This is a genomic window from Trinickia diaoshuihuensis (assembly GCF_003390925.1).
In the GTDB taxonomy this organism is placed as follows: Bacteria; Pseudomonadota; Gammaproteobacteria; order Burkholderiales; family Burkholderiaceae; genus Trinickia; species Trinickia diaoshuihuensis.
This window is the reverse complement of sequence record NZ_QUBS01000060.1, coordinates 1-25,167: the sequence shown is the minus strand read 5'-3', so window position 1 is coordinate 25,167 and position 25,167 is coordinate 1. Positions and strand designations below refer to the sequence as shown.

25 protein-coding genes are annotated in these 25,167 nt (G+C 59.5%); 13 read left to right on the top strand and 12 right to left on the bottom strand.

Translation table 11 applies throughout. The features are described from left to right. The 5 genes from DXT59_RS30950 to DXT59_RS12450 all read left to right on the top strand — a co-directional run. On the top strand, window positions 1-220 hold a 220-nt coding region (locus DXT59_RS30950), incomplete at its 5' end, for a hypothetical protein (RefSeq protein WP_205417418.1). Then, on the top strand, window positions 220-831 hold the full coding sequence (locus DXT59_RS12465) for a LysE family translocator (protein ID WP_116137210.1): 612 nt from the start codon (window positions 220-222) through the stop codon (window positions 829-831). The genes DXT59_RS30950 and DXT59_RS12465, both read left to right, overlap by 1 nt. 218 nt (window positions 832-1,049) lie before the next feature. Beyond that, window positions 1,050-3,290: a TonB-dependent receptor gene (locus DXT59_RS12460; RefSeq protein ID WP_116137213.1), complete on the top strand. Its 2,241-nt coding sequence runs from the start codon at window positions 1,050-1,052 to the stop codon at window positions 3,288-3,290. A 4-nt stretch (window positions 3,291-3,294) separates the two neighbouring features. Continuing rightward, a complete protein-coding gene (locus DXT59_RS12455) occupies window positions 3,295-3,978 on the top strand; it encodes a Fe2+-dependent dioxygenase (protein ID WP_116137209.1) in 684 nt (227 codons plus the stop codon). After that, entirely contained in the window at window positions 3,975-4,649 is a 675-nt protein-coding gene (locus DXT59_RS12450; protein ID WP_240324492.1) for a PepSY-associated TM helix domain-containing protein, read from the top strand. The genes DXT59_RS12455 and DXT59_RS12450 overlap by 4 nt, the downstream gene beginning before the upstream one ends. A gap of 13 nt (window positions 4,650-4,662) precedes the next feature. Here the strand turns inward: DXT59_RS12450 and DXT59_RS12445 are convergent, their stop codons facing one another. The 9 genes from DXT59_RS12445 to DXT59_RS12405 form a co-directional block, all read right to left on the bottom strand. Continuing rightward, window positions 4,663-6,486: a tetratricopeptide repeat-containing glycosyltransferase family protein gene (locus DXT59_RS12445; protein WP_116137207.1), complete on the bottom strand. Its 1,824-nt coding sequence runs from the start codon at window positions 6,484-6,486 to the stop codon at window positions 4,663-4,665. Further along, complete coding sequence (locus tag DXT59_RS12440; protein ID WP_116137206.1) at window positions 6,483-6,965, bottom strand: DUF4019 domain-containing protein; 483 nt, start codon at window positions 6,963-6,965, stop codon at window positions 6,483-6,485. The genes DXT59_RS12445 and DXT59_RS12440 overlap by 4 nt, the downstream gene beginning before the upstream one ends. Then, window positions 6,962-7,393 carry an outer membrane protein assembly factor BamE gene (locus DXT59_RS12435; RefSeq protein ID WP_116137212.1) on the bottom strand — a complete coding sequence of 144 codons (432 nt, stop codon included), beginning with the start codon at window positions 7,391-7,393 and terminating at the stop codon, window positions 6,962-6,964. Before DXT59_RS12435 ends, DXT59_RS12440 begins: the two co-directional genes overlap by 4 nt. Before the next feature lie 34 nt (window positions 7,394-7,427). Next, window positions 7,428-11,813, bottom strand: a complete 4,386-nt coding sequence (locus tag DXT59_RS12430) for a YadA-like family protein (protein WP_116137205.1) — start codon at window positions 11,811-11,813, stop codon at window positions 7,428-7,430. An 874-nt stretch (window positions 11,814-12,687) separates the two neighbouring features. After that, window positions 12,688-13,407, bottom strand: a complete 720-nt coding sequence (locus DXT59_RS12425) for an amino acid ABC transporter ATP-binding protein (RefSeq protein ID WP_116137204.1) — start codon at window positions 13,405-13,407, stop codon at window positions 12,688-12,690. Further along, window positions 13,394-14,044, bottom strand: coding sequence for an amino acid ABC transporter permease (locus DXT59_RS12420; protein WP_116137203.1), 651 nt, complete (start codon window positions 14,042-14,044; stop codon window positions 13,394-13,396). The genes DXT59_RS12425 and DXT59_RS12420 overlap by 14 nt, the downstream gene beginning before the upstream one ends. Further along, the gene (locus DXT59_RS12415) at window positions 14,041-14,718 is read right to left on the bottom strand and encodes an amino acid ABC transporter permease (RefSeq protein ID WP_116137202.1); all 678 of its coding nucleotides are present in this window, start codon (window positions 14,716-14,718) and stop codon (window positions 14,041-14,043) included. Before DXT59_RS12415 ends, DXT59_RS12420 begins: the two co-directional genes overlap by 4 nt. A 77-nt stretch (window positions 14,719-14,795) precedes the next feature. Then, the gene (locus tag DXT59_RS12410; protein ID WP_116137201.1) at window positions 14,796-15,599 is read right to left on the bottom strand and encodes a transporter substrate-binding domain-containing protein; all 804 of its coding nucleotides are present in this window, start codon (window positions 15,597-15,599) and stop codon (window positions 14,796-14,798) included. Window positions 15,600-15,961: 362 nt separating this feature from the next. Further along, on the bottom strand, window positions 15,962-17,167 hold the full coding sequence (locus tag DXT59_RS12405; RefSeq protein WP_162878058.1) for a hypothetical protein: 1,206 nt from the start codon (window positions 17,165-17,167) through the stop codon (window positions 15,962-15,964). A gap of 1,014 nt (window positions 17,168-18,181) precedes the next feature. On the opposite strand from DXT59_RS12405, the gene DXT59_RS12400 reads away from it, so the two are divergent. From DXT59_RS12400 to DXT59_RS12390, 4 genes are all read left to right on the top strand, one after another. Beyond that, window positions 18,182-18,631: a hypothetical protein gene (locus tag DXT59_RS12400; RefSeq protein ID WP_116137199.1), complete on the top strand. Its 450-nt coding sequence runs from the start codon at window positions 18,182-18,184 to the stop codon at window positions 18,629-18,631. A 208-nt stretch (window positions 18,632-18,839) separates the two neighbouring features. Further along, the gene (locus tag DXT59_RS31445) at window positions 18,840-18,962 is read left to right on the top strand and encodes a hypothetical protein (protein ID WP_275895776.1); all 123 of its coding nucleotides are present in this window, start codon (window positions 18,840-18,842) and stop codon (window positions 18,960-18,962) included. Between the two features lie 86 nt (window positions 18,963-19,048). Then, complete coding sequence (locus DXT59_RS12395; protein ID WP_116137198.1) at window positions 19,049-19,348, top strand: hypothetical protein; 300 nt, start codon at window positions 19,049-19,051, stop codon at window positions 19,346-19,348. 136 nt (window positions 19,349-19,484) lie between these two features. Further along, the gene (locus tag DXT59_RS12390) at window positions 19,485-19,754 is read left to right on the top strand and encodes a hypothetical protein (protein WP_116137197.1); all 270 of its coding nucleotides are present in this window, start codon (window positions 19,485-19,487) and stop codon (window positions 19,752-19,754) included. A 45-nt stretch (window positions 19,755-19,799) separates the two neighbouring features. Here the strand turns inward: DXT59_RS12390 and DXT59_RS12385 are convergent, their stop codons facing one another. Next, a complete protein-coding gene (locus tag DXT59_RS12385) occupies window positions 19,800-20,114 on the bottom strand; it encodes a hypothetical protein (RefSeq protein WP_116137211.1) in 315 nt (104 codons plus the stop codon). Window positions 20,115-20,427: 313 nt separating this feature from the next. Here DXT59_RS12385 and DXT59_RS12380 point away from each other — a divergent pair, with 313 nt between their 5' ends. Next, a complete protein-coding gene (locus DXT59_RS12380; protein ID WP_240324491.1) occupies window positions 20,428-22,077 on the top strand; it encodes a P-loop ATPase, Sll1717 family in 1,650 nt (549 codons plus the stop codon). Between the two features lie 384 nt (window positions 22,078-22,461). Here the strand turns inward: DXT59_RS12380 and DXT59_RS12370 are convergent, their stop codons facing one another. Then, complete coding sequence (locus DXT59_RS12370; protein WP_162878057.1) at window positions 22,462-22,941, bottom strand: hypothetical protein; 480 nt, start codon at window positions 22,939-22,941, stop codon at window positions 22,462-22,464. A 160-nt stretch (window positions 22,942-23,101) separates the two neighbouring features. Next, the gene (locus tag DXT59_RS12365; RefSeq protein ID WP_116137193.1) at window positions 23,102-23,326 is read right to left on the bottom strand and encodes a hypothetical protein; all 225 of its coding nucleotides are present in this window, start codon (window positions 23,324-23,326) and stop codon (window positions 23,102-23,104) included. Window positions 23,327-23,508: 182 nt separating this feature from the next. Between DXT59_RS12365 and DXT59_RS12360 the strand changes: the two genes are divergently transcribed. From DXT59_RS12360 to DXT59_RS12350, 3 genes are all read left to right on the top strand, one after another. Further along, window positions 23,509-23,940 carry an STM2901 family protein gene (locus DXT59_RS12360; RefSeq protein ID WP_116137192.1) on the top strand — a complete coding sequence of 144 codons (432 nt, stop codon included), beginning with the start codon at window positions 23,509-23,511 and terminating at the stop codon, window positions 23,938-23,940. After that, window positions 23,937-24,296 (top strand): DUF1493 family protein, encoded by a 360-nt coding sequence (locus tag DXT59_RS12355; protein WP_116137191.1) that lies wholly within the window; start codon window positions 23,937-23,939, stop codon window positions 24,294-24,296. Before DXT59_RS12360 ends, DXT59_RS12355 begins: the two co-directional genes overlap by 4 nt. 258 nt (window positions 24,297-24,554) lie before the next feature. Next, the gene (locus DXT59_RS12350; protein WP_116137190.1) at window positions 24,555-25,130 is read left to right on the top strand and encodes a hypothetical protein; all 576 of its coding nucleotides are present in this window, start codon (window positions 24,555-24,557) and stop codon (window positions 25,128-25,130) included. Window positions 25,131-25,167: the final 37 nt, after the last annotated feature.

Below are 25,167 nucleotides of genomic sequence, written 5' to 3'. Positions count from 1 at the left end.
TTCGACAATCAGATTCTCAGCTGAAACCTCCACCGCCTTCAACTTCCCGCCTCAACTCCCCCGTACACCACATTCGACTTTAGCTCACCGCGAAGCCGCGATTGACGATTACATTCGGGCGTTCATGCCGGAACTGTCGAAAGACCAACTTGCCACTGCGCGCGATCGCGTGCGCAACGAATGCAGACGGTTGGGAATTGTCGTTGGAGACGATGTCTGATGAGGCCCGAGCAAATTCTCATCTTCGCCCTGACCTGCATCGGATTCGGGTTCATCCCCGGCCCGGCCTTGCTACAAACCGTTTCGCTGACCTTGCAACACGGCCGGCGCGCGGGGCTCCTGTCGGCGTTGGGCATCCATCTCGGTGCGCTGTTTCAGATCGGTATCGTCGCGCTCGGCGCCGTCGCCATCTTGAAGACCTCACCGGCGATCTATCACGCGCTCAAAGTGGCCGGGGGCGGCTATCTGATTTGGCTCGGCATACAGCGCATCCGCGCACGCGCCGATATGAACGAGACCACGGACCTGCCGCGAAACATCGTCTCGTCCAGTGCGCTCATCGAAGCGACGAATCCAAAATCGGCGTTGTTCTACTTCTCGTTCCTGCTGCAATTTACCGATTCGGCCGCGTCTCTCGGGCTCGGTTGGCAACTATTGGCGCTGGGCGCTTGCGCCAACGTGCTATTTTCGCTGTCCGACGTTATCTGCATTGTGCTTGCGCATCCACTACGGACCGGCATTAGACCCGGAGGACGCGCCTTTCGGCTCGGGCAGTTGATTGCCGGCGTGCTATTCATCGTCCTCGGTATCGTGGCCATCGTCGGCGAATAACGCCCTCACCCCTTCTCGTCGTACATCCGCCCGCCCCCAAACTCAACATCGAGAACAGTCTGTCCACATTACGCTTGAAATCATCTCAATATTATGTAATGCTAATCGTTCTCATTTGCATTACTAGTCTCACGGGTGCGGCGGGAAACGCCCCACCCGCATACCAAGCGCCTGCCGCATAGACAGCGGACGCACGATGAACAAAGGGGTTTCACATGTTGTTGACCAGGACGCCGCTCGCGCGCTCACTCAAACTGGCGTTCGCGCTGCATGTCACGGCACTTCCGCTTGCGGCGCACGCGCAGGTTTCATCGGCCCCTGCCCGGCCAGGCAACGCAGCGCCCACGGGTGACGCGGCTGCTTCTGCCGTGAAAACCGGCACGCCGTCATCGCCTGCGGCAGGCTCGGTGGCGACGCTTCCCGAGGTGAGGATCGACGCGAGCAAAGCGCGCGACGAGTTCCTGACCGACAAAGCCACCGTCGGCGCCAAAGTCCCCACGGCCCAGCGCGACATCGCGCAGTCGGTCACCGTGATCAACCAGGCGCTCATGCAGTCGCAGGGCGTCACCTCGTTCCAAGACAGCCTGCGCAATGCACCGGGCATTACGATCGGCGGCGCGGAAGGCGGCCAAATCGGCAACAACATCAATCTGCGCGGCTTCACCGCGCAAAACGACATCTATCTCGATGGGTTCCGCGATCGCAACCAGTACTATCGCGACACGTTCGATCTCGAATCGATCGAGGTGCTCTACGGCCCTTCGTCGATGCTGTTCGGTCGCGGCTCGACCGGCGGCGTCATCAATCAAGTCAGCAAGCGCCCGAACCGCAAGCCGTCCGCCGAGATTTCGACGACGATCGGCACCGGCGACCGCTACCGGACCACGGTCGATCTGAACCATCCGCTCAGCGATACGGCCGCGTTTCGCGTCGACGCCTTCGGCCAGTCGATCGGCTCCACGCGCGACGAGATGAAGAACAAGGATTACGGCATTGCGCCTTCGATTCGCTTCGGGATCGGCACGCCGACCGAGATCACGATCTCCGCGCTGATCCAGCACAACTACGACATGCCCGACTATGGCGTGCAGTCGATCAACGGCCATGCGTTCGCCCCATCGAAACACACGTATTACGGCCTAACCGACGATCGTACGATCCAGGACGTGCAATCGCTTAGAGCGCGCATCGATCACAAGATCTCCGATTCGCTCTCGGTGTCGAGCCAGATGCAGATCTCCCATTCGATGACCGACGCGCGCGAAACCGCCGCCCGCGCCGTGCTCACGGGACCGCTCGCATCGAGCACTGCACTGACGGCCGGCAACTTCACGAACCTGCCGCTGCAGGACCTTTACGTGCAGTTGCAAAGTCATGACCGCGTCATTCAGAACCGCTCGATCAGCGACGATTCGATGGTGCGCTACAAGTTCGACACGGGGCCGATCCGCCACGATTTGATCGCCGGCGCCGAGATCGGCTACGAGGCGTATAGCAATCAAGGCTACACGCGCAATAACTTGCCGGTCGTTTCGCTACTCGATCCCGTATACGAAAGCACGCCGTCGAACGTCACGCAGACGACGGGCAACTACGCCCAATCGGGCGCGACTTCGCTCGCCGCCTACGTGAACGATACGATTTCGATCGGCTCGCATTGGAAGGTCGTGGGTGGTCTGCGCTGGGATCGCTTTCAGGCGCATATCAGCAACACGGTCAACTCGCCGGGTTATACGGCCCAGACGAATTACTTCACGAGCGTGCGGGCCGGCGCGGTCTATCAGCCGACCGATTGGCAGTCGTACTACTTCTCGTACGGTACCTCGTTCAACCCGTCGCTCGAAGCGCTCACCGTCACCAACTTCACGCAGAACCTTGCTCCCGAGCATACGAAGTCGTACGAGTTGGGCGGCAAATGGGATTTGCTCGGCGGGAATTTGTCGGTGACGTCCGCGCTGTTTCAGGAGGAGATGGACAACGCGCGCACGCAAGTGTCCTCGACCGAATACACGCTCGACGGCGACATTCGGGTACGTGGATTCCAGGCGGGCGTGACGGGTCATATTCTGCCGAACTGGCAATTGTTCGGCGGGTACACGTACATGGATGCGACGATCTTGCGGGCGCGCGACGGCACGCAAGGCCATACGCCGGCCAATACGCCGCGCAACACGTTGACGTTGTGGACCACCTATAGCTTCACGCCGCAATGGGAGATCGGCGGCGGCCCGACGTATATGTCGGCGCGCTATGCCGCGAATACGAACTTCGTGCAGGTTGGCGGCTATACGCGCTGGGACGCGATGGCGGCGTATCACGCGAAGAAGTGGGACTTGCGACTGAACCTGCTGAACCTCACGGACAAGTTCTACTACGACGCCTTGATCCAGTCGGACGGTGGCCGCTCGGTACCGGGCATCGGCCGCACGCTCCTCGCCACGTTCGAATACCGGCTTTGATTCCATGCTGCTACAAATACCCGGCGTGCTGAACGCCGAACAGATATCGAGCGTACGTCAACGGCTCGATGCCGCAGGCGACGCTTGGGTCGACGGTCGGGCGACGGCCGGCTACTCCGGCGCGCCGGTCAAACGCAATCAGCAGATTGCCGAGCACACGCCGATCGCACGCGAGCTTGGCGACGTCGTGCTCGCCGCGCTCGAACGGCATCCGCTGTTCATCAGCGCCGCGCTGCCGAGCCAGGTGTATCCGCCGCTGTTCAACCGCTATGAAGGCGGCATGACGTTCGGCAATCACGTCGACGGTGCGGTGCGTGTTCTGCCTAACGGGATCAAGCTGCGAACCGACGTGTCGGCCACGCTCTTTCTGTCCTCGCCCGACGAGTACGACGGCGGCGAACTCGTGATCGAAGATACGTACGGCACGCATGCCGTGAAGTTGCCGGCTGGAGACATGGTGCTTTATCCGGCGACTAGCGTTCATCGTGTGACGCCCGTCACCCGCGGCGCGCGCGTGGCGAGCTTCCTATGGGTACAAAGTCTCGTCCGTAGCGATACGCAGCGCGCGCTGTTGTTCGATATGGATAACGCAATTCAACGCTTGAATGCGACCGATGCCGACGAACTCGCGCGCCGCAATCTCGTCGGCTGCTATCACAACCTTTTGCGTCTCTGGAGCGAACCGTGAACGTATCGGAAGCGCGTGCGCCGCTGAGTGCGGCCACTGCCGCGCGCGGCACGCGAGGACGGCGTGCGACATTCATCAAATGGCTGCGAAACGTCCACGGCTGGGTGGGGCTGTGGGGCGCCGCATTAGGTTTGCTGTTCGGCGCGACCGGTTTCCTGCTGAACCATCGCGCGCCGCCGCTGCGGATATCCACCGGTGCACCGCAAGTTTCGACCGTGCAGATCGCCTTGCCCTCTCCCGCGCCCGACACGCCGCGCGCGCTCGCCACGTGGCTGCAACGGGAATACAAGCTGCCCGGCCGGCTCGGCAGAGTACAGCGCGATCCCGAGCATAAGGTCGCCTGGGGCGATCGCCAGACGCTACAGCCGGAACACTGGCAGATGACGTTCGCGACGCCGCGAGAAAGCGTCTCAGTCGAATACTGGATCGGCAACGGGTTCGTCACGCTCAAGCACGGCGAGAATTCGTTCATGGCTATGCTCACCAATCTGCATCGCGGCACCGGGCTCGGCATCGGCTGGGTATTGCTGATCGATACGCTCGCGGGCTCGATGATCTTGCTATCGCTGACGGGCGTGCTGCTGTGGACGCAATTGCACAAGACAAAAACGCTCGCGGCGGCACTCGTCTTCGGCTCTATCGCGCTGTCGGTATGGGCGGGCCTTACGTAACGGCGATGGAAATTTAGCAGGCCGCCCGAGCGGCGGCGGCCTGCCGCGCCACCTCCCTCAGATCGGCCCGTAACTGCGCAAGCGGCGCCGTCCAATCGCGATACGACCGCTGGCGATAGAGTCTGATCGTCGGATACCAGGGACTGTCGCTACGCTCCGTCATCCAAACCCAATGGGGGTTGACGTCGAGCAGCAGGTACGTGGGTCGCCCCAACGCGGCGGATAGGTGCGCGACCGACGTGCAAACGGTCACGACGAAGTCAAGACTGCCGATCAAGGCAGCCGTGTCGTCGAACGTCGTCAATTCGCCAGTGCGATCGACGATCGGCAACCCCTCGTCCGCCATGCGCGCGGCATCTTCGCCAGCCCCAACCTGCAAGCTGTACCAATCGATACCGTCGATCTCACGCAACGCCCGCGCATACAACCCGGGCTCGATGGCGCGAAGCGGATTACGTTGATGGCTACGGCTGCCGGTCCATACCAACCCGGCCTTGAGCCTGCCATCGCCGCGAGCACGCGTGTCGACGCGCCAGCGTTCAACCCGAGCGGGATCCGCTAATAGATACGATGTCGGAGCCGGAAGCGATTCGAGCGTGACGCCAAGCGCAAGCGGCAAGCTCGCAAGTGGTAGTTGATAGTCGAACGGTGGCAGTTGCGCCACATCGCTCGGCAACAGTTCGAGGTCATAGGCGGCTAAGCTTCGTTTGAAAAGTTCGAAGAGCGGTGGGAAGCAGCAGCAGACGAGCTTGCCTCCCGCCTCGCGTACGCGTTGGATCATCGACGGCAAGAAACGAACGAATTGGATCGCATCGCCGTGCCCCTGCTCGCCCCAAACGAGCAAGGTTTTGCCCTGAAGCGTCTCGCCGCGCCAACGCCTTTCCGGGCAAAAACCCTCGACGTTCTCGAGTTCGGGCGATCCGCTCCAGCGCGCCTCGAAATTGATCCAGCCGTTTTGGAAATCGCCATGCATCAACTGCAACATGGCGACGGAAAACTGGATCCTCGGATCGGCACCCGATGCTTTCGCGGCCCGGACGATCGCCTCGAATGCTTCGCCCCATTGCTGCGACTCACGCGCCGCGTTGCTCAATGCAAGTTGTGCCAGCCCCAAATCCGGCGCCAGCGTGCAAGCCCGCCGTGCCGCGATCAACGCCTTATCCGGCTCGAATAGCCTGAGCCGGACATTGGCCATGTTCGTCCATGCAAGTGCATGATTCGGCTCCGCGCGCAGCGCTTCGGCCCCAAGCTGCAACGCCGCCTCGTACTCGCCGCGCATGTAGCGCAACGCCGCTAGATTGTTGCGCAGCATCGCCAGATCGGGATTGAGCGACATCGCGTGCTCATAGGCGCTCAACGCCGCATCGAGCGATCCCGCTTGCTGCTCGATCAACCCCAGCGAAAACCAGGCGTCGGCCCGATCCGGTTCGCGCTCGCACCAATGTCGGCAGATGGCCACGCCGACGTCCGATCGGCGCATCGAATGCGCGAGCGTCGCCCACTCCGGCAGCCAATCCGTCGCATCGGGCATCGCGCGGTGCGCCCGCTCGAACCACTCCAACGCCTGATCCTGCGCCCCCGTTTGAATGGCTAAACGAGCCGCCTCGACAAGAGCCGGTCCGTGCGCGGGCGCCACGGCCAATGCGCGCTCGACCCAGTGGCGACCATCGTCGTAGCGTCCGCATAGACGCGACAGTTCGGCTTGCGCCGTCGCGGCGTCGGGATCGTCGGGCGTGCGTGCCAACCAAGCGGAGACATCCTCCCACGCATCGATCAACGCCCCCGCCTCTACCTGCTTGCGAAAGGCGAGCCATTGCGCCCGAGCGCCGGCGATCATCGCGCGCTCACTTGCGCCTGCGATGCGGCGTTCTGATCGACACGCGGCTCGTAGCCGGTGAAGTACCACCGCCCATCGCCGCCGAGTTGGAAGCTCAGCTTTTCATAGACGACACGGCCGTCGGTGCGCCAGGTGGTGTAGTCGACATTCGCATAGAGCCCATCGGGGACGACCTTATCGCGCGCATAGGTCAAGCGCGTCACCGATGACCATCCGCGACGGCTGATGCTTCCGACCGCCTGACGCAGTTTCGACAATCCGCTTTCAAAGCCGCTCTCGGCATATTTCGCTTTCACGAAGGGCGCCGTTTCCTGCCACACGACCGAGTACTGACCGGCGTCGATTTGCGCGAGCACATGCTGCGCGGCGCCGAGCAACTCGTCGGCGGACGCGCCGGCTTCGGCACCGTGCGCGAGCATGCACGTCATGGCCAGCGCGCATGCCCCGGCCAGCTTGTATCCCCGGGTGAAACCTTTCATTGAACCTTCTCCGTCGTGCTAGGGCTATCGTCGACACCGGCGGCGATCTTAGCAGGCGCGAACCGCTCGCAAGCCTGATCTTGCCAACGCGTGCGGGTGATACGGCCATGAGCGTCGAATTGAATCTGATACTCGCAGGTGAGCGCTTTCTTGCTGTCCTCGGCGTCGCGGAAACGGAACAGGTAATTCCAGACACGCACATGGAACACGCTTTCATGAAAGTGCGGCGGCCCGATCAACGGATACACCTGCGCCTTCGTCATGCCCGGCTCGACCATGCGCAATTGGTCGAGGTTGGGAAACGTACCGTCCGGCGTCGTGGCGAGATCGGGAGCGGGAAAAGCGGTGTCGGTCGGGCCGGCGCATGCGGCAAGGCCGATCAAGCATGACGCCGCTACGAGGGCCGCCTTGAGCGTTCGATTGTTCATGGTAGTCACGGATTCGAGTGGATTCATATCGCCATCACCATTGATACCCGGCGCCGACGACGGCGCCGTAGCTGCCGCGCGTATTCGTCGAGACGGCCGCCTTGTACACCCAATGGTCGTTTTCCGAAATCGTCGAGATGCCGAGCGCCTGACCCGATTGACCGCGATAGACGCTACCGGCAAGCGCGACCATACTTTTGCCCGGCCCCGTCGGCTGCGGCAAACCGGCCACCGCCATCGCCGTGGCCGTTCCGCCGTCGGCATCGCGGCGATACGAGTCCAAATTGCTGCGAAGCCCCGCGAGCTGATTGTCGGTATAGGCGTTCGCCTGCTGTAGCGTATTGTTCAACTGCTCGACGTTGACCGCATCGGTCGGCGCCGTACCGGCCTGCACGTTGATGACTTGCCGCGTCGAGGTGGTGGACCCGACGGCCACGACATTCGTACGTCCGCCATCGTTGCTCCCCGAGCCGATCGCCGTCGAGCCGTTGCCTGTCGCGCTCGCGCCTACGCCCACAGCGGTTGTATTGTTGCCGGTTGCCGAGGCGCTATTGCCGAGCGCCGTGCTGCTGGAGCCCGAGGCCACCGCGCCGGAACCGCCGGCGGACGAGTTCGAACCGGTCGACGACGGCGTATTGCTGCCGCCGCTGCCGGTGGGCGAGGACGTGAAGTTGCCGCTGTTCGTAATGAGCGTCGTGAGCTGTTGTTGAAGCGCTTGCAACTGCGAGACGTTGACCGCATCGGTACCGAGGCGGCCTGGCGCTAGGCCCGTGATCTGCCGTCCGCCGACGTTGACTTCGCCGAACGACGTTTGCGGAGAACTCAATCCGTACGCGATGTAGTTGCTCAGCGCGCCGATGGTGGTTGCCGAACCCGCGCCCAACGCAACGCTATTGGCGAAGGTCGCGTTCGCACCGGCGCCCAATGCCAGCGCATCGACGGCGCTGCTCGTGGCTCCCGAGCCGAGCGCCACGCCGCCCGTGAAGCCGGCATTCGCGTTAGCGCCCTGCGCGATCGATTGCGCGCCGCTGGCCGTCGCTTTGCTGCCGAGCGCGATGGCATCGGCCTGCACCGATGTGGCCGCCTCCCCGATCGCCACGCCGCCCGGTGCCGTTTGCTCGACGATCGAACCGTTGCCGATACCCACGCCGTTGTCGCCGTTGACGACCGTCGTCGGTCCGACGGCGACCGATTCCGCCCCCACCGCAAGCGAATCGGCTGCCGCCGAATTGGCGTGGAAATACTTCGTCGAAGTGACCGAGAAGGCTTGCAGCGCCCCCGTCAGTTGTCGAATCGTGACGGCGTCGTTGGGGGCGGTACCGTCCGCGACGTTCGTCAATTGACGGTAACTCAGACTGCCGGGCGTGCCGTTGCCGAACGACACCGCGCCGAGCAAGGTTGCATCGGTCGTATTAACCGGGATCGAATGCGTACCGGCCGCGATCGGCGAGGTGGACGTGGTGATCGTCCGGTCCGACACCGAACCGGAGCCGATCGCGATACCGCCCGCGACGGACACCGTCGAACCGGCTCCCAGCGCCATGCCGTTGGTGGCGGCCGCTTGCACCTGAGCGCCGTTGCCGGCCGCGAGTGAATCGTTTGCGCTCGCGACCGAGAGTGGTCCGATGGCGACGCTGTCGGTGCCTACCGCTTGACTGTCCGCAGCCGTGGAGTTCGCGTGGAAGTACTTGATGCCCGCACCGTTCGCGATGTTGTTCACGGTGCTCGTCAAGTTACTGACGTTCTGATTCGTCGTGAACAGTTGCGAGCCGTTGACCGCATCGGTGCTCGTCGAACTGATCGTGCCGCCCGCCACGTTCGTAATCTTGTTCGGGCCGGTGCCGCCGTGGTCGGCGTTATACGCACCCGCGCCGCCATTGGCCGTCGGGTCCCACTGCAAGGCGTTGCTTTGCGTTTGCGTGAGTTGCGATTCCACCGATTGCAACTGGCTCACGTTGACCGCGTCCGTCGCCGCCGAGCCCGCCGCCACGTTCGTGATGCGGCGCTCGTTGCCGGCCGAGCCGACGGACACTTCGCCGATGGGCGCCGTTCCGGCCAAGACGCCCGTTCCAGGGTTGTACGCAGCCTGACCGAGATTGGCGGTGGTGGTCGAATTGGAACCGAGCGCGACCGAATTGGCCACCGTCGCTTGAGCGTTGTTGCCGAGCGCGACGGCATTCGCATTGCTCGATGTCGCCGCGGAACCCAGCGCCACGCCGTTGGCACCGGACGCCGTGGCGTTCGGGCCCGCCGCGATCGAATCGTTGCCGGTCGCACCGTTATTCGTAAAGTTGCCTTGCTGCGTACCGCCGTCGTTGACGCTGTAGTAGTGCGTGGCGCTCGCGGCCACCGTAGACGTGAGCTGCGACACGTTGACCGCATCGGTCGCCGAACTGCCGGCCGCAACGTTGTGAATTTGGGTCGCGCTGCCGCCCGGGTCTAGCGTAATGCTGTTGAAGTTCGTGACGCCGCCCGGTGCGTCGTACTTCACGGCTTCGTGGTTGAGCGTGTTGAAGGACGTCGTCAGCCCCGTGAGCGAGGTCGAGATGTTCGTGACCGCTTGGTTCGTTTGGAACAGTTGCGAACCGTTGATCGCATCGAGGCTCGTGCTCGTGATCTGACCGGCGGCGACGTTGGTGACCTGGCGCGGTGCCGCGCTGGTACCGACGCTCACGACGCTCGTCGGATTGCCGCCCGCGAAGTTGACCGTGTTACCGGCGATGGAACCGGTCGGCGTCGGGTTCGGCGCGGCCGTCGTCGACCCCGCGCCCAGCGCGACGTCGTTGGCGTTCGTGGCCACCGCACCCGAGCCGAGTGCGACGCCGTTGGTATTGTTGGCCGCGGCGCTTGCCCCCAGCGCCAGGCTGCCCGCCGCCGCCGCGCTCGATCCATTGCCGAGCGCGACCGAACCTTGCCCCTGCGCGTTGTTGCTGTTGCCGATCGCAACCGCGCCATCGCCGTTCGCCGTGTTATTCGAGCCCAATTCGACTGCGCCCGTGCCGATTGCCGAACCCGGATCGCCAATCGCAACCGCGCCGTTGCCGCTAGCCGTCTGCGCTTCGCCGAGGGCCACGGCTCCCGTGCCGCTCGTCACTTGCGAGTTGTGGCCGCCGGCGATCGAGCCGGTGCCGGACGCGGCCGCGACCGTGTTGCCGTCGCCTAGGGCGACCGTCGATGCGGCCAACGCTTTCGAGGTGTTGCCGATTGCCGTGGAGGCGATTCCCGAAGCTGTCGACGAAATGCCGAGGGCGACCGCGTTTTGCCCGCTCACCGTGGACGACACGCCCAAGGCAATGCCGTCGGCGGCGGATGTCGTACTAGCGGCGCCGAGTGCGATCGCCTGGTTTCCCGAAGCGACGGAACTCGCGCCGATGGCGATCGCGTCTCCACCGGAGGCTGTCGAATTGATGCTGATTGCAGCCGCACCGATCCCCGATGCTGTCGCGCCCGCGGCCAGCGCGATCGACGAGGTGTTGGTCGCCTTCGCCAGATTGCCCAACGCGACGCTGAACATCGAGGACGAGGTCGAATTCACGCCGATGGCGATAGAGCTCGTGCCGGAGGCTGTCGCCAATTGACCCAATGCCGCGGCATAAATACCGCTGGCGGTGGTATTAAACCCCAGCGAGAGGGACTTGTCGCCCGATGCTTGCGTGCCTGAACCCGGCACGCCGGCTGTCCCGCCTGCGCCGATGGCAATAGCCGCGATACCCGACGCGCCGCTGTTGACGCCCATCGCGACGGCCGATGAGCCATTGGCCAGCGCGCCGCTTCCCACGGCGACGGCTGCGGCGATCGCGCTCGTCGCCTGATTGCCGATGGCGATCGCGCCGGTATCGCTGGCCGTCGCTTGGTTGCCGAGCGCCGTCGAGAACGCGCCCGATGCACGAGACCCCCAGCCGTATGCCGCCGATTGCTGGCCGGATGCCGTCGCGCCGTTTGCGATCGCGGTGGAACTGACACCACTCGCGTTCGCGCCGCTTCCCATCGCCACTGCGCCTGATTGCGTCGCCTGTGCCGAATTGCCGATCGCGACGCTATAGTCCCCGGTCGCTCCCGTGAACGCGCCAATCGCGACGGAGCTTGTCCCGCTAGCGGTCACGAAATTGCCGAACGCGCTGGCGTTGACCTGCGAGGCCGAGGCCGAGATGCCGACTGCCGCCGAATTGCCCGCGCTTGCCGAAGAGCCCGTACCTGCACTGTATTGCGCCTGGGCGTGCTCGGAGATGAGCGTTCCCCAGAGTGCGATGGCGGCCGCGATCGCCGTGATCGCGCCGCCGCCGGCCCCGCGGCTGCTCGCCCTTGGAACGCGAGCTATCCCCGCTACCGCGCTCGGTCTACCGCGGCCCCGGTCCAACTCCGACGCCGCCACCCAAGCCCCCAAGGCTTCATTCCAGATCGTCTTATATGACTTGTTCATGATCTTGCCGCACGTTTGTCATGAAATTTAAATGAGGAAAAAAGCGTGAACGGAAGCTACGGCACGGCCTATCAAGCGCATTCATGCGAGCTTCGTCACACCCATGTCATTCGGTAAAAAAAGGACTGCAAATACGAATTCACAGGCAATAGTCGCCCCTCGATTAGTTAGGATCCCTAACTAATCGATCGGCAATGAATCTCGCCCTGTCCGAAGCAAACGCCTCGAACGCTCCGGATGCGTTAATCCGACAACCGCACACCGTTCGGCAAGCGCACGGCGCGCTTCGTCCGCCTGGATTGCGGACTATTCGAACCATCCCGGATCGGGACGTGTTGCGCTAGGCGCAGGACCAAAACCAACGGATGCCCGTCAGGGCGGGTGATCAATCGGACGGGGAAGGAGCCAGACTCAGGACGGGACCACGCATGGAGGCATGCATGGGCAGCGGCTGTTCGGCGCCGGTCTCGCCAAACGTTTGCTCAAGTCTTTGATTTGAGGTGTTCATCGTTATCGTGCCTCAGCTAGTGCTACGAGTGCATCGTTATTCTCGACGCAGACGGCCCGTCTGACGTCCTGCCGTTGGTACTCTCACGGTCATCGTTCCCGCTGGGACCGATTCCGACGGCTTGCAATGGATTCTCGTTGAAGATGTACGCCGTGGCAATATTTTGTACGAAAAATCCCACTAAATGAACCGATTGACAATTGTTGCGTTTTTTGAAGTCGTTATGGACTCCTCAAGAACGTTTACATTTCGATGGATGGAACGACGGGATATGGTCTACCGGAACGAATCGAATGAGATGTTTTCGTTCCGACCATCACCTCTCACGATTACCACCGCTATCGCACGGCAGCGGGCAATCTCGCGTTACTGGATAAAGCGGCGCAATTCCACAGTCGAGGGCCGGTCGAAGATCTCCTCGGGCGGGCCGCTTTCCCATACGCGGCCTTCGTGCATGAAGACGACCTGGTCACTCACCTTGCGTGCGAAGCGCATCTCGTGCGTCACCATGATGAGCGTCATGTGCTCGCGCGCCAGGCTTTCGATGACACTCAGCACCTCCCCTACCAGTTCGGGATCGAGTGCGGAGGTGATTTCGTCACACAGCAACACGCTCGGGTTCATGGCGAGCGCCCGCGCAATGGCCACGCGTTGTTGCTGGCCGCCCGAAAGCTGATCGGGATAGGCGCCGAATTTATCGCCGAGCCCGACGCGCTCGAGCATCTTTTCGGCTTGGGCACGCGCCTCGCCCCGAGGCGTCTTCTTCACCACGGTCTGCGCCAGCGCGACGTTTTCGCCGGCCGTCAGATGCGGAAACAGGTTGTACTGCTGAAACACCATGCCCACTTTCAAACGCCATGCGCGCAAGTCGGCATGACGGGCGTCGATATGCGCGCCGTCGATCCGGATCGATCCGGCATCGATGCTCTCGAGCCCGTTCAACGTCCGCAAGAACGTACTTTTGCCCGATCCGCTGCGGCCGATGATCGACACGACCTGCCCGCGCTCGACGCAAAGGTCGATGCCCTTCAGTACATGGTTTGCGCCGAACTGCTTTTCGACACCGAGAGTTTCAACGAGCGGCATACAGAGTCCTTTGCAACGTGCGCGCGTATCGCGTGAGCGGATAACAAAGCGCAAAGTAGATCAATGCGACGAGGCCGTAGACGACGAAAGGCTTGAACGTCGCATTCGAAATTTGGGTACCGGCCTTCGTGAGTTCCGCGAATCCGATGATCGAAACGAGCGCCGTGTCCTTGATCGCTTGTACGCCGAAACCAACTGTCGGCGCGACGGCGATGCGTACTGCCTGCGGCAGGATGACGTGGCGCAATTGCTCGAAGTAATTCATGGCAAGGCTTTCGGAGGCTTCCCATTGGCCTTTGGGCACGGCCTCGACACATCCGCGCCAGATTTCCGCTAAATAGGCGCTCGTGAAAAACGTGAGCCCGAGCGTTGCCGCGACCCAGGGGGAAACATCGACGCCGACGAGCGGCAACCCGAAGAACACGATGAACAGTTGCAACAACAGCGGGGTACCTTGGAACACCTCGACATAGACGCGCACCAGTGCACGCAATGCGCGTGAGCGCGAGACGCGCATGACGAGCAGCACGAGGCCGACGGCCCCGCCTGCGAAGAACGAAACAAGCGAAAGCAAGACCGTCCAACGCGCTGCGAGAAGCAGTGCTTCAACGATCTGGCCGAAGGTGAACTCGATCATCGCGCACCTCGCAGGTTGCGTGCGAAGAGCCTGCGGGCCGCCGCCGAGAGCGCTGCGCGCAACACGAGCGCCATCAGGAAATAGATGCCGGCAATGAGGAAGTAAGTTTCGAACGCGCGGAAGTTGCGCGATTGGACATAGCTGGCCGCGTAGGTGAGATCGGCGACGGATATCTGAGAGACCACCGCCGAGCCGAGCATCGTAATCACGATCTGACTCGCGAGCGCGGGAAATACCTTGGCGAAGGCCTGCGGCAGCAAGACGTGAACGAACGTTTCACGGCGGGACATCGCGAGCGCGGCGGCGGCCTCATGGTGTCCTTTGGGTACGGCCCGAATGCCCGCGCGCAAGATCTCCACGGAATAGGCACCGAGATTGAGCGTCATCGCGGCAACAGCCGCCGTGTACTCGCCGATATGAATGCCGAGGGCGGGCAGGCCGAAGAATACGAAGAAGATCTGGACGAGAAACGGCGTATTGCGAATGGCTTCGACGTACGCGAAGGTCAGCCGGCGTAGCCAGGCACTGCGGCTGTCGCTCGCCGCGGCGCCGAGCACGCCCACGCTCACGCCGAACAGCGTCGACGCCGCGGTCAGCGCCAGCGTCACCGCGGCGCCACTGGCGAACACGCCGGCATAAGCCGAGAGTTCGCCGATCTGCAATTGATAACTCATGAACGATACCGCCGAACAAATCACGGGGACTGCTCGCCGCCCTCGGCACCGCGGCAGCGAGTTCGATGCGGGAAGTTTCAGAGCGTGGCGGGCAACGGTTGGCCGAGCCATTTCTTGGAAATGCCCTGGAGCGTACCGTCCTTTTTCGCCTGCTCGATCGTCGCGTTGACCTTCGCGAGCAGACGCGGCTCATTCTTGCCGAGGCCGACGTAGCACGGCGAATCCTTGATGATGAGTTTCATCTCGGGCATCCGCGGCGGGTGCTTCGCGATGATGGCGGCCGCCACGACGTTGCCCGCTGCGATCAGTTGGACTTGACCGGAGAGGAACGCTTGGATGGTCGCGTTGTTGTCGTCGAAGCGGCGAATCGTCGCGTTCGGCGCCATGTTCGTGAGGGCGATTTCCTCGAGCGCGCCGCGCGTGGCTGCAACCGTCTTGCCGGCGAGGTCGGCCGGGGTTTTGACGGTGATGTCGGCCGGACCGAACACGCCTTGGAAGTACGGAGCGTAGGCCGCGGAGAAGTCGATGACCTTCTCGCGTTCGGGGGTTTTTCCGAGCGATGAGATGACGAGATCGACCTTGTCGGTCTGCAGATACGGAATCCGGTTCGCGCTATTGACGGGAACGAGTTCCACTTTCACCTTCATCGATTGGGCGAGCAGCGTCGCCATATCGATGTCGTAGCCTTGCGGCTTCATGTCGGGTCCGACCGAGCCAAACGGCGGGTAATCCTCCGGTACTGCGACGCGCAGCGTGCCGCGCTTGGCGATGGCATCGAGTGCATCGGCGTGCGCGGCTTGTGCTGCGAAGAAAACGAAGGCAGCGGCGGCGACGAATGCGGCGAGCCAGCGGCGGCGCGTGCGGTGCAGCTTGTGTTCCATCTTGATTCCCGAACTTGAGGTGGCGTGGCGACGCGCTTCATGTACAGGCATGCGGCGCGACTGCGGCGGCACGATGCAAGTAACAGGCCAATCGTGGAACGGCGCGGCTCGCAGGCGGGAGGTGCCGGGGAAGCGAGGACTGAGGGGCTCATTTCACCGCAGGGGGTTTCTCATTTTGGTGCAGACATCGGCACCATTTCTGGTCGCTGCGGTCTGGCGGTCGGCGGGCTGTGGCGTGGCGACGGTCAAGGCCATCGCATTATCACGGGACTCGTATCCCGGGACGTCTTCGTATGGATCACCGTATGTGTTCGATACGCTGGCCGATACGATTTGCCGATAGGCCGCGCGTTTGGGTTCGACTACGCCAGCGCCCAAAGCTTTTGACTGTGCTGCCCGCTCATCTTTTCGGCTGGGACAGCGGGCTTGTAGCACGAGGAGATACCGAGGTTACCCGTGGTGTTGTCGAGCCGGCCGATAATGAAATCCTTGCCGTTGGTCCCGGCCACGAAAACCTTTGCGCCGTTCGAACTGACAACGATGTCCTTTAACGTTCGACTCCGCGTAATAGCGTAATCGCGATAGGCATCCTGGTAATGTTCGAAGAACCATGCGAGCAGTCGTGGGTTTCTTTCGATCACGCGGGATCTAACGAATTCGGCGACGTAGGCGTGTAGGAGTTCCGTATCCGGACACCAGAGACGAAGCACCTTCGATTTGTCTGGGTCCGTTTGGTCGATAAGGGTCTCGCACACCTGCCTCGGCAGCACGATCTTCAGCGTTCGCCACCAGTCCGCACATTCGTCGGCGGTTGCGGGCCCCTCCTCGTCCTCGGTAAGCACGTCGAATGCATCACGGGTGGCCTCGACGGTAGTGTTCTCGTTGAGCGCAGCGGCGGTCAACAGTTTCGCCGTAAAGCTGGTTAGCCCAGGGTCGGAGGAAATGAACAGAACGTGCTTCATGAAGTGGAACCGAGTATTCATCGCCGGCGAGGAATGGTCGCCGTCTCCCCAAGCTGCAAAGCCGGGGAAGACTGACCCCGGCGGATGCAGCCTGAGCAGCCTGCAGATCGCCCCGATCGTGATGCCGTCCTCCCCTCGAGCGATTCCGTCGAAATTGCCGCGGTAGCCGATATTCCCGGAAGTAATCGCATTGACGGACACGCCGATCGCATTGAGGATATCCACGGTCGAAGCGACATAGGGCCCGTGCGCAACAGGCGCGATGAGCTTGACGAGGTCTCGCAGCCGGGTGTCGCCACGGCTCGCATAGAACTTTCTCAGATGCGGGCGGTGAATCTGAACCATTGGCCAAGCTGTTTTCAACTGGTGCAGCGAGCCGGTGTTCAGCGGAATGCTCGTACGGTTATCGATCAACTCAGTGTTGACGAACGCAATATCTGCAAGCACCGCAGGCTGAGCTTTGAGAAAACCTAGCAGAATGTTTTCGCGAATCGCCAAATTGTTTTGCAGGATGATTGTTCGCCGAAAGGCCGACCAGTTGTCTCCCATGATGTCGACGGCTTGCTGCAAATGCCCGATCGCAGCGGTCTGGATGCCGAAGTTCATCGAAGGGGCCGTTATCTGGCTCCAGCTCAAAAGGTCCCCTAACGTCGTCATGTTCGCCCCCGTCTTCGAAGTAGTTGTTTGAACCTTGTGTTTGATCCGCCCGCCGGCGCTATGTAGCGCATTCGACGTTTTGCCAGTCGTAGAACAATGAAGGTGCCCGACCGCCGTTGCGCGTACTTTGCCCCAACTTTTACGGCCAGGGAATAGGTCAATCGTTACAAGCGCGGCTTGTCGCAGAGTAAGGTCATCACCGCGTCCACGACGCTTGAAGACGAGCTCCGCATCAACGGCATGGAAGGTGAAATTTTCATGGAGCCTTCTTCTCCCGCTTCAAGGTATTGGATGATTCAGCCGGCGTCATTTGCGAGCCGATGATTGGTAACGCGCGATGTCACCGCCCCACGATCGGGCCACGCCAGTTTCAATGCCAGCATCCAAAACAATGTCACTCCCCAAACCGCCAAAAAACCTGTAGAATCGCTGGCTCTGCGGGCGTCGTATAATGGCTATTACCCTAGCTTCCCAAGCCCCTACGCGTTAATCAAAGCCACTATTCACGCGCGTTCTCGCATCGCGTTTCGTCTCTGCTCCTAGAAAACCTATTGTTTGTGCGGTTTTGACGGCGATGCCAGTTTCCACGCCATGCTAAATCGCAGGAAGCTAACAATATGTGGCAAGCAACTCCAACTTTGCACCACCGAACCGCACGGTAGCCCGTCCTCCCATGGTCGTTAGCTGTTAATCGGACTGCCACTCCCCTCGCAGTCACCGCTCCGCTCAGCACGCTCACGCAGTCCTTCAATCCGCTCGCTCAACCTGCGCCTTAGCGCGTGGCGGCAGCCTTCCATTTAAACACCCTTAAACGGCCCGTGATTTCGCTATCACACAAAGTTTATTGTGTCAATCTATATGTCGTATTTGTGCAACTTCCCAATATCTCACAATTTTTTTGTGAATTTTGTGCGCGCGTTTGTGAAATCGGTATAATTGATCCCAATCAGAAAAGGGGGGCGTATGCCGTCTGTGCAGGAAATGATCGCTCGGCGACGCCATATCGCGCAAGAAATCAGTGCTTTGCAGGAAGAATTGCAACGCTTGGACGACGCGATCTGCGGGGCCTTTGAACATGTTGCGACGATGTTCTCGGCAGGAACGACGAGTAACTGGCCGGCTCATCTTGAGATGCATGCCAGCCCGAGCAACCCTTATCGTCGCAGGGTGGGGCCCATAGAGGAAGTTGAGGTGTCGACAGGCGACCGTCGCCGCCTCGCGCCGATAGTGGTACACGTCCTAGAAGCTAGTTCAGGACCGGTCAAAACACGGGAGCTGCTCGAGTACCTGAGGATGAGGGGCGTCGAGGTAGGCGGCAAGAACGAGATGAACAATCTGGCAGCGCACCTTTCCAGTATGGAGATGGTGGAAAGTACGCCCGACGGTTGGGTCTTACGCGGACGACGCGGCTGACAGAGAAGCACGCAGAAAAAAGGTCTCGTGCGTTGGCGCGCAAGAGACCTTTGATAGTAAAACGTGACACTCAAAAGATCTCATGAGTGCAACGTCTTGGTGATGCTATGTAAGAACGGCGATTATATGCCTTAGCGGCAGGGTTGTCAACGCCGGTTGGCTTTTAACATCAAGTTCCATGTTGAGATCGCTGATAGAGGAGCCTCGCATGGCTACGAAAAACAGCGAACAACAAGTCATCTACCGGATGACCATCACCGTTAAAGGGCGAGTAATTCGTCGTCCGAACGGTCAGCCGTTCCGCATCGTATTGCGTAACAAGTCGAAGTAACGACCGCAACACACGTCCCGGGTTTGCCCGGGACGGCTTCGACCAACGCGAACCTTCGCGATCACCAATACGATATAGGGGCGACAATGAAGAATTTCAACATCCGCGTTGAGCTGATTCATGACGCAAACGGCAAGGACTATGCAGAGTTGCATCAGCGAATGTCCTCAGCTGGCTTCGGCACGTTAATTCGCTTGAAGAACGGGCAGAGCGCTCATCTGCCCCCGGCAGAGTACGTGTACTCCACCAATAGCGTGGAAACGGCCATGAGCGTCCGCGACAAAGCTGGAGCAGCGGTAACAACCGGCCTCCGTGCTGGACTGTTCTTTCGCCTTTACGTCGTGGAATTCGTCGATTGGGCGACGCACAATCTTCTTCCATCGTAGGTATTCTGGCCAACGCAATAGACGTCCCAGTGCTGCCGCGAACTCACATCCACTGCGTCATCGCTGTATACCGGCATGCAGAATTTGGCTTCGTAGGCGGCGCAGACCGCGGTCGATACAAACTCAAGGACTAAACATGAAAATTGAACTCGCGCATCTGCGTGAACGAGCAACATCCGGCGGATGGATTGATTTCGCAGTTTTCACGGCAAAATCGACCACCGGTGATAACGGTGCCCTCCTCGTTCAGCTCACTCAAGCTGCACGCGCCTCTGGGCTGAAGGTCGATCAATCTGCTTTGGCGTTTAGCGCTGGAGGCCAAGTGCGTTTTTTCGGGGACAAGAATTTAGTATCGTATCTTTCAAGGAATGGCGTCCCTAGCTGGACACATACGATCGATGTCTAGGGAAACAGGCTCTCGCTGAGAGCCTGTTTCTGCACGCCTGCAACGTCACTTCTTGCCCATCGGCTCGTGCTTGTCCTTGATCAGTTGGTAGTAGGTGCTCGCGCCGGCCTTCGTCAGCTTCACCTCAGCGATGAACTTCTCGATGATGTCTTTTCGGGTCACGTCCTTGACGATCCGCATCCGCTTGTAGATTTCCGTCGCCAACTCCATCTTCGTCAGAGTAGCCGGTGCCGCTTTCGCTGCGGTATCGTTCCCTGCTGCATTTGCAGCCGACACCACCACACCCGCCTTCGAATCGTTGGCAACAGGCTTGCCCGCTTTCTCGTCCTTGCTCATCGCACCTTGCTTCTGATCGACCATGATCGCACTCCGTTCGTTGAAAGTGCGCCCAGGGTCCGGCAGATCGACCTTCGGGGCAACGGCGAGCGACCAACTACGATTCGCATGCCAGTGATCATCGCGAAATTCCAATGGCCACCACTGGCCAGCCAGCACGATCGCCCCACCAAAATCGATATTGATTTAATATGAATTTCCTATGCCACGGTGTTCGCATTCTAAGGTTTGACCCGGATCGCGCAACCGCTACGCAAATGATACGATGACTCCCTAAACATTTACGGGGTGAAGGGCTATGCGGTATGTATTTCGCAGAAATAGCTCCGTCGGCGCGATGGATGCTGAATCGGACGAGCGATTCTTACGCGATTGCTTCCTCGACACCGGTGACCTCGACTCATTGAAGGATTGCCAAGACCCCAAACGCATCGTCGTTGGACGAGTCGGTGCAGGTAAGAGCGCGCTACTTTCACGGTTACTTGAATCGCACTCGAATGCAGTCGAGATACGCGCGGAGCAGCTATCGCTGAGCTACGTGGCAAATTCCGACATCATCCAGTTCTTTGAGTCAGCCGGCGTAAAGCTCGACCTCTTCTACCAACTCCTGTGGCGTCACGTTTTCGTAATTGAGTTGCTTCGAAAGCGGTATCGCATCTCCGCAAATGACCCATGGGGTTTTCTAGATCAGTTGCGCGACCTTTTTCAGCGAGATCAAGCAAAAAAGCGCGCCGTCGACTATCTAAAACAATGGAATGATCATTTCTGGCAAGACACCGAAACACGAGTCAAAGAATTCACCTCAAAACTAGAAACTAAACTATCGTCCGCCATTGACGCTAAAGCGTATGGAATAACACTCAACGCGTCTGGAGCCCACACCCTCTCCGACGAAATAAAATCAGAGGTCTTACATAAGGCGCAATCCGTCGTCAATGACAATCAAGTTCGCGAACTCAGTGAAATCATCACGCTACTCGCGGACGAGATCTTTACCGACCCACAAAATCGGTTTTATCTAGTCATTGATCGACTCGATGAATCATGGGTCGACGATAGAATTCGATTCAAGCTGATTCGAGCCCTTATAGAAACCGTTCGAGCTTTTCAGCGCGTGCGTTCAGTGAAGGCCGTGGTAGCAATACGAGAAGACCTCCTGCGCACCGTGTTCGAAGAGACCCGTGACGCAGGCTTCCAGGAGGAGAAATTTGAAGGGCTATTTCTTAGATTGCGATGGAGTAAAGCTCAATTAAAGCAGATGATCGATTTACGGATCGAGAAATTGATCAAGGAACAGTACACTCAGCGAAAAGTTACTTTCGAGGACATTTTCCGCGGCTCCGTTCGAGGCGAGTCCGCCATTGACTACCTTCTTAGCCGAACTCTGCTGCGTCCGCGTGATGTGATAGCTTTCGTGAATTGCTGCATTGAACTTTGCGAAGGGAAGGAATTTGTAACACCATCAACTGTACAGGATGCGGAACGCAAATATTCGATCGGCAGGCTGCGCTCTCTGAAAGACGAATGGATTAGTCACTATGCATCGCTGGAGGCTTGCACCGAGATTCTGCGCGGACGGAATACTCACTTCAGATATTCCGAAATCACTGAAACTCATTTACAGGAATGCATCCAAGAACACTGGATTCAGATACCGGAATCCGATCCAGTTGGATTAGCGGCAAATGAATATTTAAACAACAAGAGAAGCGCTAACTCACTCCTCATTCAAATTTTAAAGGTCCTCTATACCACATCAATCGTTGGCGTTAAACCGGAAGCAACAGAGCGAGTAAGCTGGTCATATCTCGATGATCGGGGCATATCGGACGGGCAATACAAAAAAAGCTCGTCTATAAACGTACATCCGATGCTCTGGCGTGCCCTAGACGTCGTACTTCCCGTCAGAGCTGACCGCCGCCGACACACCACAGAGGATCGGCCAAGGGACGACCAGAAAGAGACTAAGCAGAGATTCAGGAGCTGACGAAGAATGGACTTTCGGATCAGGGTAACGTCGACGAGCAATCACGACCGACACGACTGCTTCCAGCATGAAACCCCACGAGGAACAGTGACAGTTTTCACATCACCCTCGTCCGCATCTCTCCTATCCCATTGATCTACCTGGGATTTTCGAATCAGATCATAGCGTGCTCGTCAGTCACCTTCCCGTCTATGGCTTCGCGACAGTTGAAGCTTCGCGAACCTCCTAGTCTCGGCCCCGCTAGAAAATCGAGCGTGACATCAATCGGAGTTTTCGCAAATGAGGCAAAGGAAATAACCATTGCGAGCACGCCAAAACTAAGCTTGCAGGAAGCGGTCCCCATCACTTTATTCACAGGAACCCCCGTCAATTGATATCGATTTACTATTCATACAATCCAACCTCTGCCTCCATCTTGCGAATGCGCTCCTCGACCTTCGGGTCATACTCGGGTGTGATTTTGTAGTTTTCCGGCCAACTGGTCGTGACGCTGCATAGCTGCACGCTTCGTTCTGGACGGGGGTTTTGAGCGCTATTCGCGTTCTGGATGTACCAAGCCTCCTCCGCGCAACGGTGCTCGACGAAATCGGCGTTCGAGAATTCTCTATTTTTTGCCAGCGTGTCAATCGCCTGATGCATTTCGAACGGAATGCTCCGTCGAATTTCGCGCGCGGTTTGCGCATGCCCGTTCGACTCGATCGTGTTCGCTCTTGCCGCTAAGCATTGCTGCTTCAATTGAAGGTATTGCTTGCAACTCGGGCCGAGTTCATCGGCCTTGCAAGCGCCTGTATGCAGCGTAAGTGCCGCAATGGCTGCGATGGCGACGTGCCCCACCCCAGTGACCCTGATTTCCAGCTTGCGCATTCCCTTCACCCCGTTTGACCTTCTGAGATCTTCCCGTGACAACCGGGGGGCGACGACAGTCACCCTCACGTGTTGTCACTCATAGTGCGTGTCACTATAGAGAGTGGCTTCATCGTGTTCGCCTCCACGCTGGCGAAACGACACCGCCAGAAGTAGCCGCTCACGGATGACGATCGGCGTATTTGGCCCACGCTGCCGCTATCAAATCGATCGAATTTTCTCCGGACTCGTATCCCGGCACGTCTTCGAGAAATATCAACAGTTTGTCGGCGAATGATTCCCGCGAGAGGCTGCTTCCAAAGACTTCGCGGATCGAGGCAGCCAACTCGCGAATCTGCTCGGTTGTCAGCGGCGGAAAATTGCTTGGGTGTCGGATGTCGTTCATGCGACGACTATCCCGGCTATGCCGCGATCGCAACAACGAGAGCATCCCGCTGGACGACGCGACGTAATGAGGCACGACCGCTAGGCTGGCCGACGCGCTGCACGGAGTAGCCCGGCCTGTCTATTCTCAGATGAATCGAGTTCTGATACGTTCTCGCCCTGATTGACTCCGAGGACCAAAACGTGTCGAACAACACCTACACATACGGCATACACGCAAACCTTACGCCGCCGCAATTGTTCTTTCTCGTCATGCTCGACGAGGCCGCACAGCACTTCGGCGTTGACGAGCTAACCGGCCTAGCACTGCTGATCATTGGCTGGCCGTTCCTTCCCACGAGGCGCAAGCCGAAGGGTGCGACGATTGGTACGTCGATAGCATCACGGGTGGCCCGCAGGCACCTCGATTTCAAGATAGAGAAAGATATCCTGCCGACGCTAACGCTCGGCAGTGTCCGGCGCCTCAAAATTCTTTGGACGCGCAACATCGGCGTCTTCGTTGGTCGCACCGTCCCGATCATCGGCGAAGTCATCCTCGCCTACGACGTGTCGGTAATCAGCTACCGCAGCGCCGTTCATTACAACCAGCTCGTGAAGCCCGAGGACCGCCTATGAGCAATTCGCTGCTGCTCGAAGAAGTCGAATCTTTCGTGCGCAAGGAGCGCGGTTTGTCGAAGAGCAAGGTCATCACGACCGCAACGACGCTCGAAGACGACCTCGGCATCACCGGCATGGAAGGCGAAACGTTCATGGAAGCCTTCTTCGCCCGGTTCAAGGTCGACGAAGGCGATTTCGCGTCGGGGCGCTACTTTATGGACGAGGGGTCCGGCCTTCTGCTCATACTCGTCACAGCCCTATCGCGAAAGCGGCGAAAGGCGCTCGATCGCATTCCTATCACGGTCGGCATGCTCGTCACAGCAGCCCGCCTTGGTAAATGGGATTCCGCGAAGGTCGAGAACGGTCGGTTCTGACGTACCCTCGGGAAGGCGATAGGCGGTTTCGGTATTGGTGAACAAGACAGATGTGACGATTGATACCCATCGACCGTGAACGGTCAGCTAATCAGCGGTCTCTCGATTGCTGCTTCCGCGTGTGTTCGGTCGTACAGAACGCAGCGGCTAGAATGAACGGTATTGTTTGACCCGGAGGTAACCTGCGTAATAGGTTCTGACAAGGCTGCCGTCGTGCTAAATGCGACCATTGTGCTGGTTGCACGTCCAAGGCATTGTATGATTTTCACTGTTATCCAAACCGCTTACAACAGGCGAGCGATGCTATCCAACAAGATCCACTCGACAAACGCCAAAGTGAATAAAAAGATTAAGCTTGGTGTAATCATCGCGACGATAGTTGCTGCGATGAGTTACATTTCTACCGCCGTCGATTTTGTTGGTAAAGTTCGAAGCATTTTTTCGGAGACGACAACAGATCCGCATTTCCTCGGTCGGTGGAATACTTACTGGGAATACAGTCCGATCGGACGCGTTAGCCTCGGCTTTCGAGGTACCAGCGAATTCTTTAAAAATGGAAGATATAACAGCAGCGGGATCATGACAGTTGTCGACCGAAATAGTGCGCCCGATCCTGTTCGAGTGGAATACTTGGCAAGTTGGGCTGGAACCTGGTCCGTAGCAAATAAAGGCATTACGACGACCATGGATGTGATGAAAACTACTCCTTCAACGATCGCATTCGGGACGAAGGAGTTGCCGGCCAACGAGATCATGCAGATCCTAGGCAGGGATGCGCACTTACCCGAGCTAAAGTCGAATGTGGTGTACGGGGGAGTTGAGGCGGGAAGTTGAAGGCGGTGGAGGTTTCAGCTGAGAATCTGATTGTCGA

Coding starts and splice junctions, on each gene's coding strand:
- DXT59_RS12465 (WP_116137210.1), top strand. CDS start 220: ATGAGGCCCGAGCAAATTCTCATCTTCGCCCTGACCTGCATCGGATTC.
- DXT59_RS12455 (WP_116137209.1), top strand. CDS start 3,295: ATGCTGCTACAAATACCCGGCGTGCTGAACGCCGAACAGATATCGAGC.
- DXT59_RS12445 (WP_116137207.1), bottom strand. CDS start 6,486: ATGATCGCCGGCGCTCGGGCGCAATGGCTCGCCTTTCGCAAGCAGGTA.
- DXT59_RS12440 (WP_116137206.1), bottom strand. CDS start 6,965: ATGAAAGGTTTCACCCGGGGATACAAGCTGGCCGGGGCATGCGCGCTG.
- DXT59_RS12435 (WP_116137212.1), bottom strand. CDS start 7,393: ATGAACAATCGAACGCTCAAGGCGGCCCTCGTAGCGGCGTCATGCTTG.
- DXT59_RS12430 (WP_116137205.1), bottom strand. CDS start 11,813: ATGAACAAGTCATATAAGACGATCTGGAATGAAGCCTTGGGGGCTTGG.
- DXT59_RS12425 (WP_116137204.1), bottom strand. CDS start 13,407: ATGCCGCTCGTTGAAACTCTCGGTGTCGAAAAGCAGTTCGGCGCAAAC.
- DXT59_RS12420 (WP_116137203.1), bottom strand. CDS start 14,044: ATGATCGAGTTCACCTTCGGCCAGATCGTTGAAGCACTGCTTCTCGCA.
- DXT59_RS12415 (WP_116137202.1), bottom strand. CDS start 14,718: ATGAGTTATCAATTGCAGATCGGCGAACTCTCGGCTTATGCCGGCGTG.
- DXT59_RS12410 (WP_116137201.1), bottom strand. CDS start 15,599: ATGGAACACAAGCTGCACCGCACGCGCCGCCGCTGGCTCGCCGCATTC.
- DXT59_RS12405 (WP_162878058.1), bottom strand. CDS start 17,167: ATGAACTTCGGCATCCAGACCGCTGCGATCGGGCATTTGCAGCAAGCC.
- DXT59_RS12400 (WP_116137199.1), top strand. CDS start 18,182: ATGCCGTCTGTGCAGGAAATGATCGCTCGGCGACGCCATATCGCGCAA.
- DXT59_RS31445 (WP_275895776.1), top strand. CDS start 18,840: ATGGCTACGAAAAACAGCGAACAACAAGTCATCTACCGGATGACCATC.
- DXT59_RS12395 (WP_116137198.1), top strand. CDS start 19,049: ATGAAGAATTTCAACATCCGCGTTGAGCTGATTCATGACGCAAACGGC.
- DXT59_RS12390 (WP_116137197.1), top strand. CDS start 19,485: ATGAAAATTGAACTCGCGCATCTGCGTGAACGAGCAACATCCGGCGGA.
- DXT59_RS12385 (WP_116137211.1), bottom strand. CDS start 20,114: ATGGTCGATCAGAAGCAAGGTGCGATGAGCAAGGACGAGAAAGCGGGC.
- DXT59_RS12380 (WP_240324491.1), top strand. CDS start 20,428: ATGGATGCTGAATCGGACGAGCGATTCTTACGCGATTGCTTCCTCGAC.
- DXT59_RS12370 (WP_162878057.1), bottom strand. CDS start 22,941: ATGCGCAAGCTGGAAATCAGGGTCACTGGGGTGGGGCACGTCGCCATC.
- DXT59_RS12365 (WP_116137193.1), bottom strand. CDS start 23,326: ATGAACGACATCCGACACCCAAGCAATTTTCCGCCGCTGACAACCGAG.
- DXT59_RS12355 (WP_116137191.1), top strand. CDS start 23,937: ATGAGCAATTCGCTGCTGCTCGAAGAAGTCGAATCTTTCGTGCGCAAG.
- DXT59_RS12350 (WP_116137190.1), top strand. CDS start 24,555: ATGATTTTCACTGTTATCCAAACCGCTTACAACAGGCGAGCGATGCTA.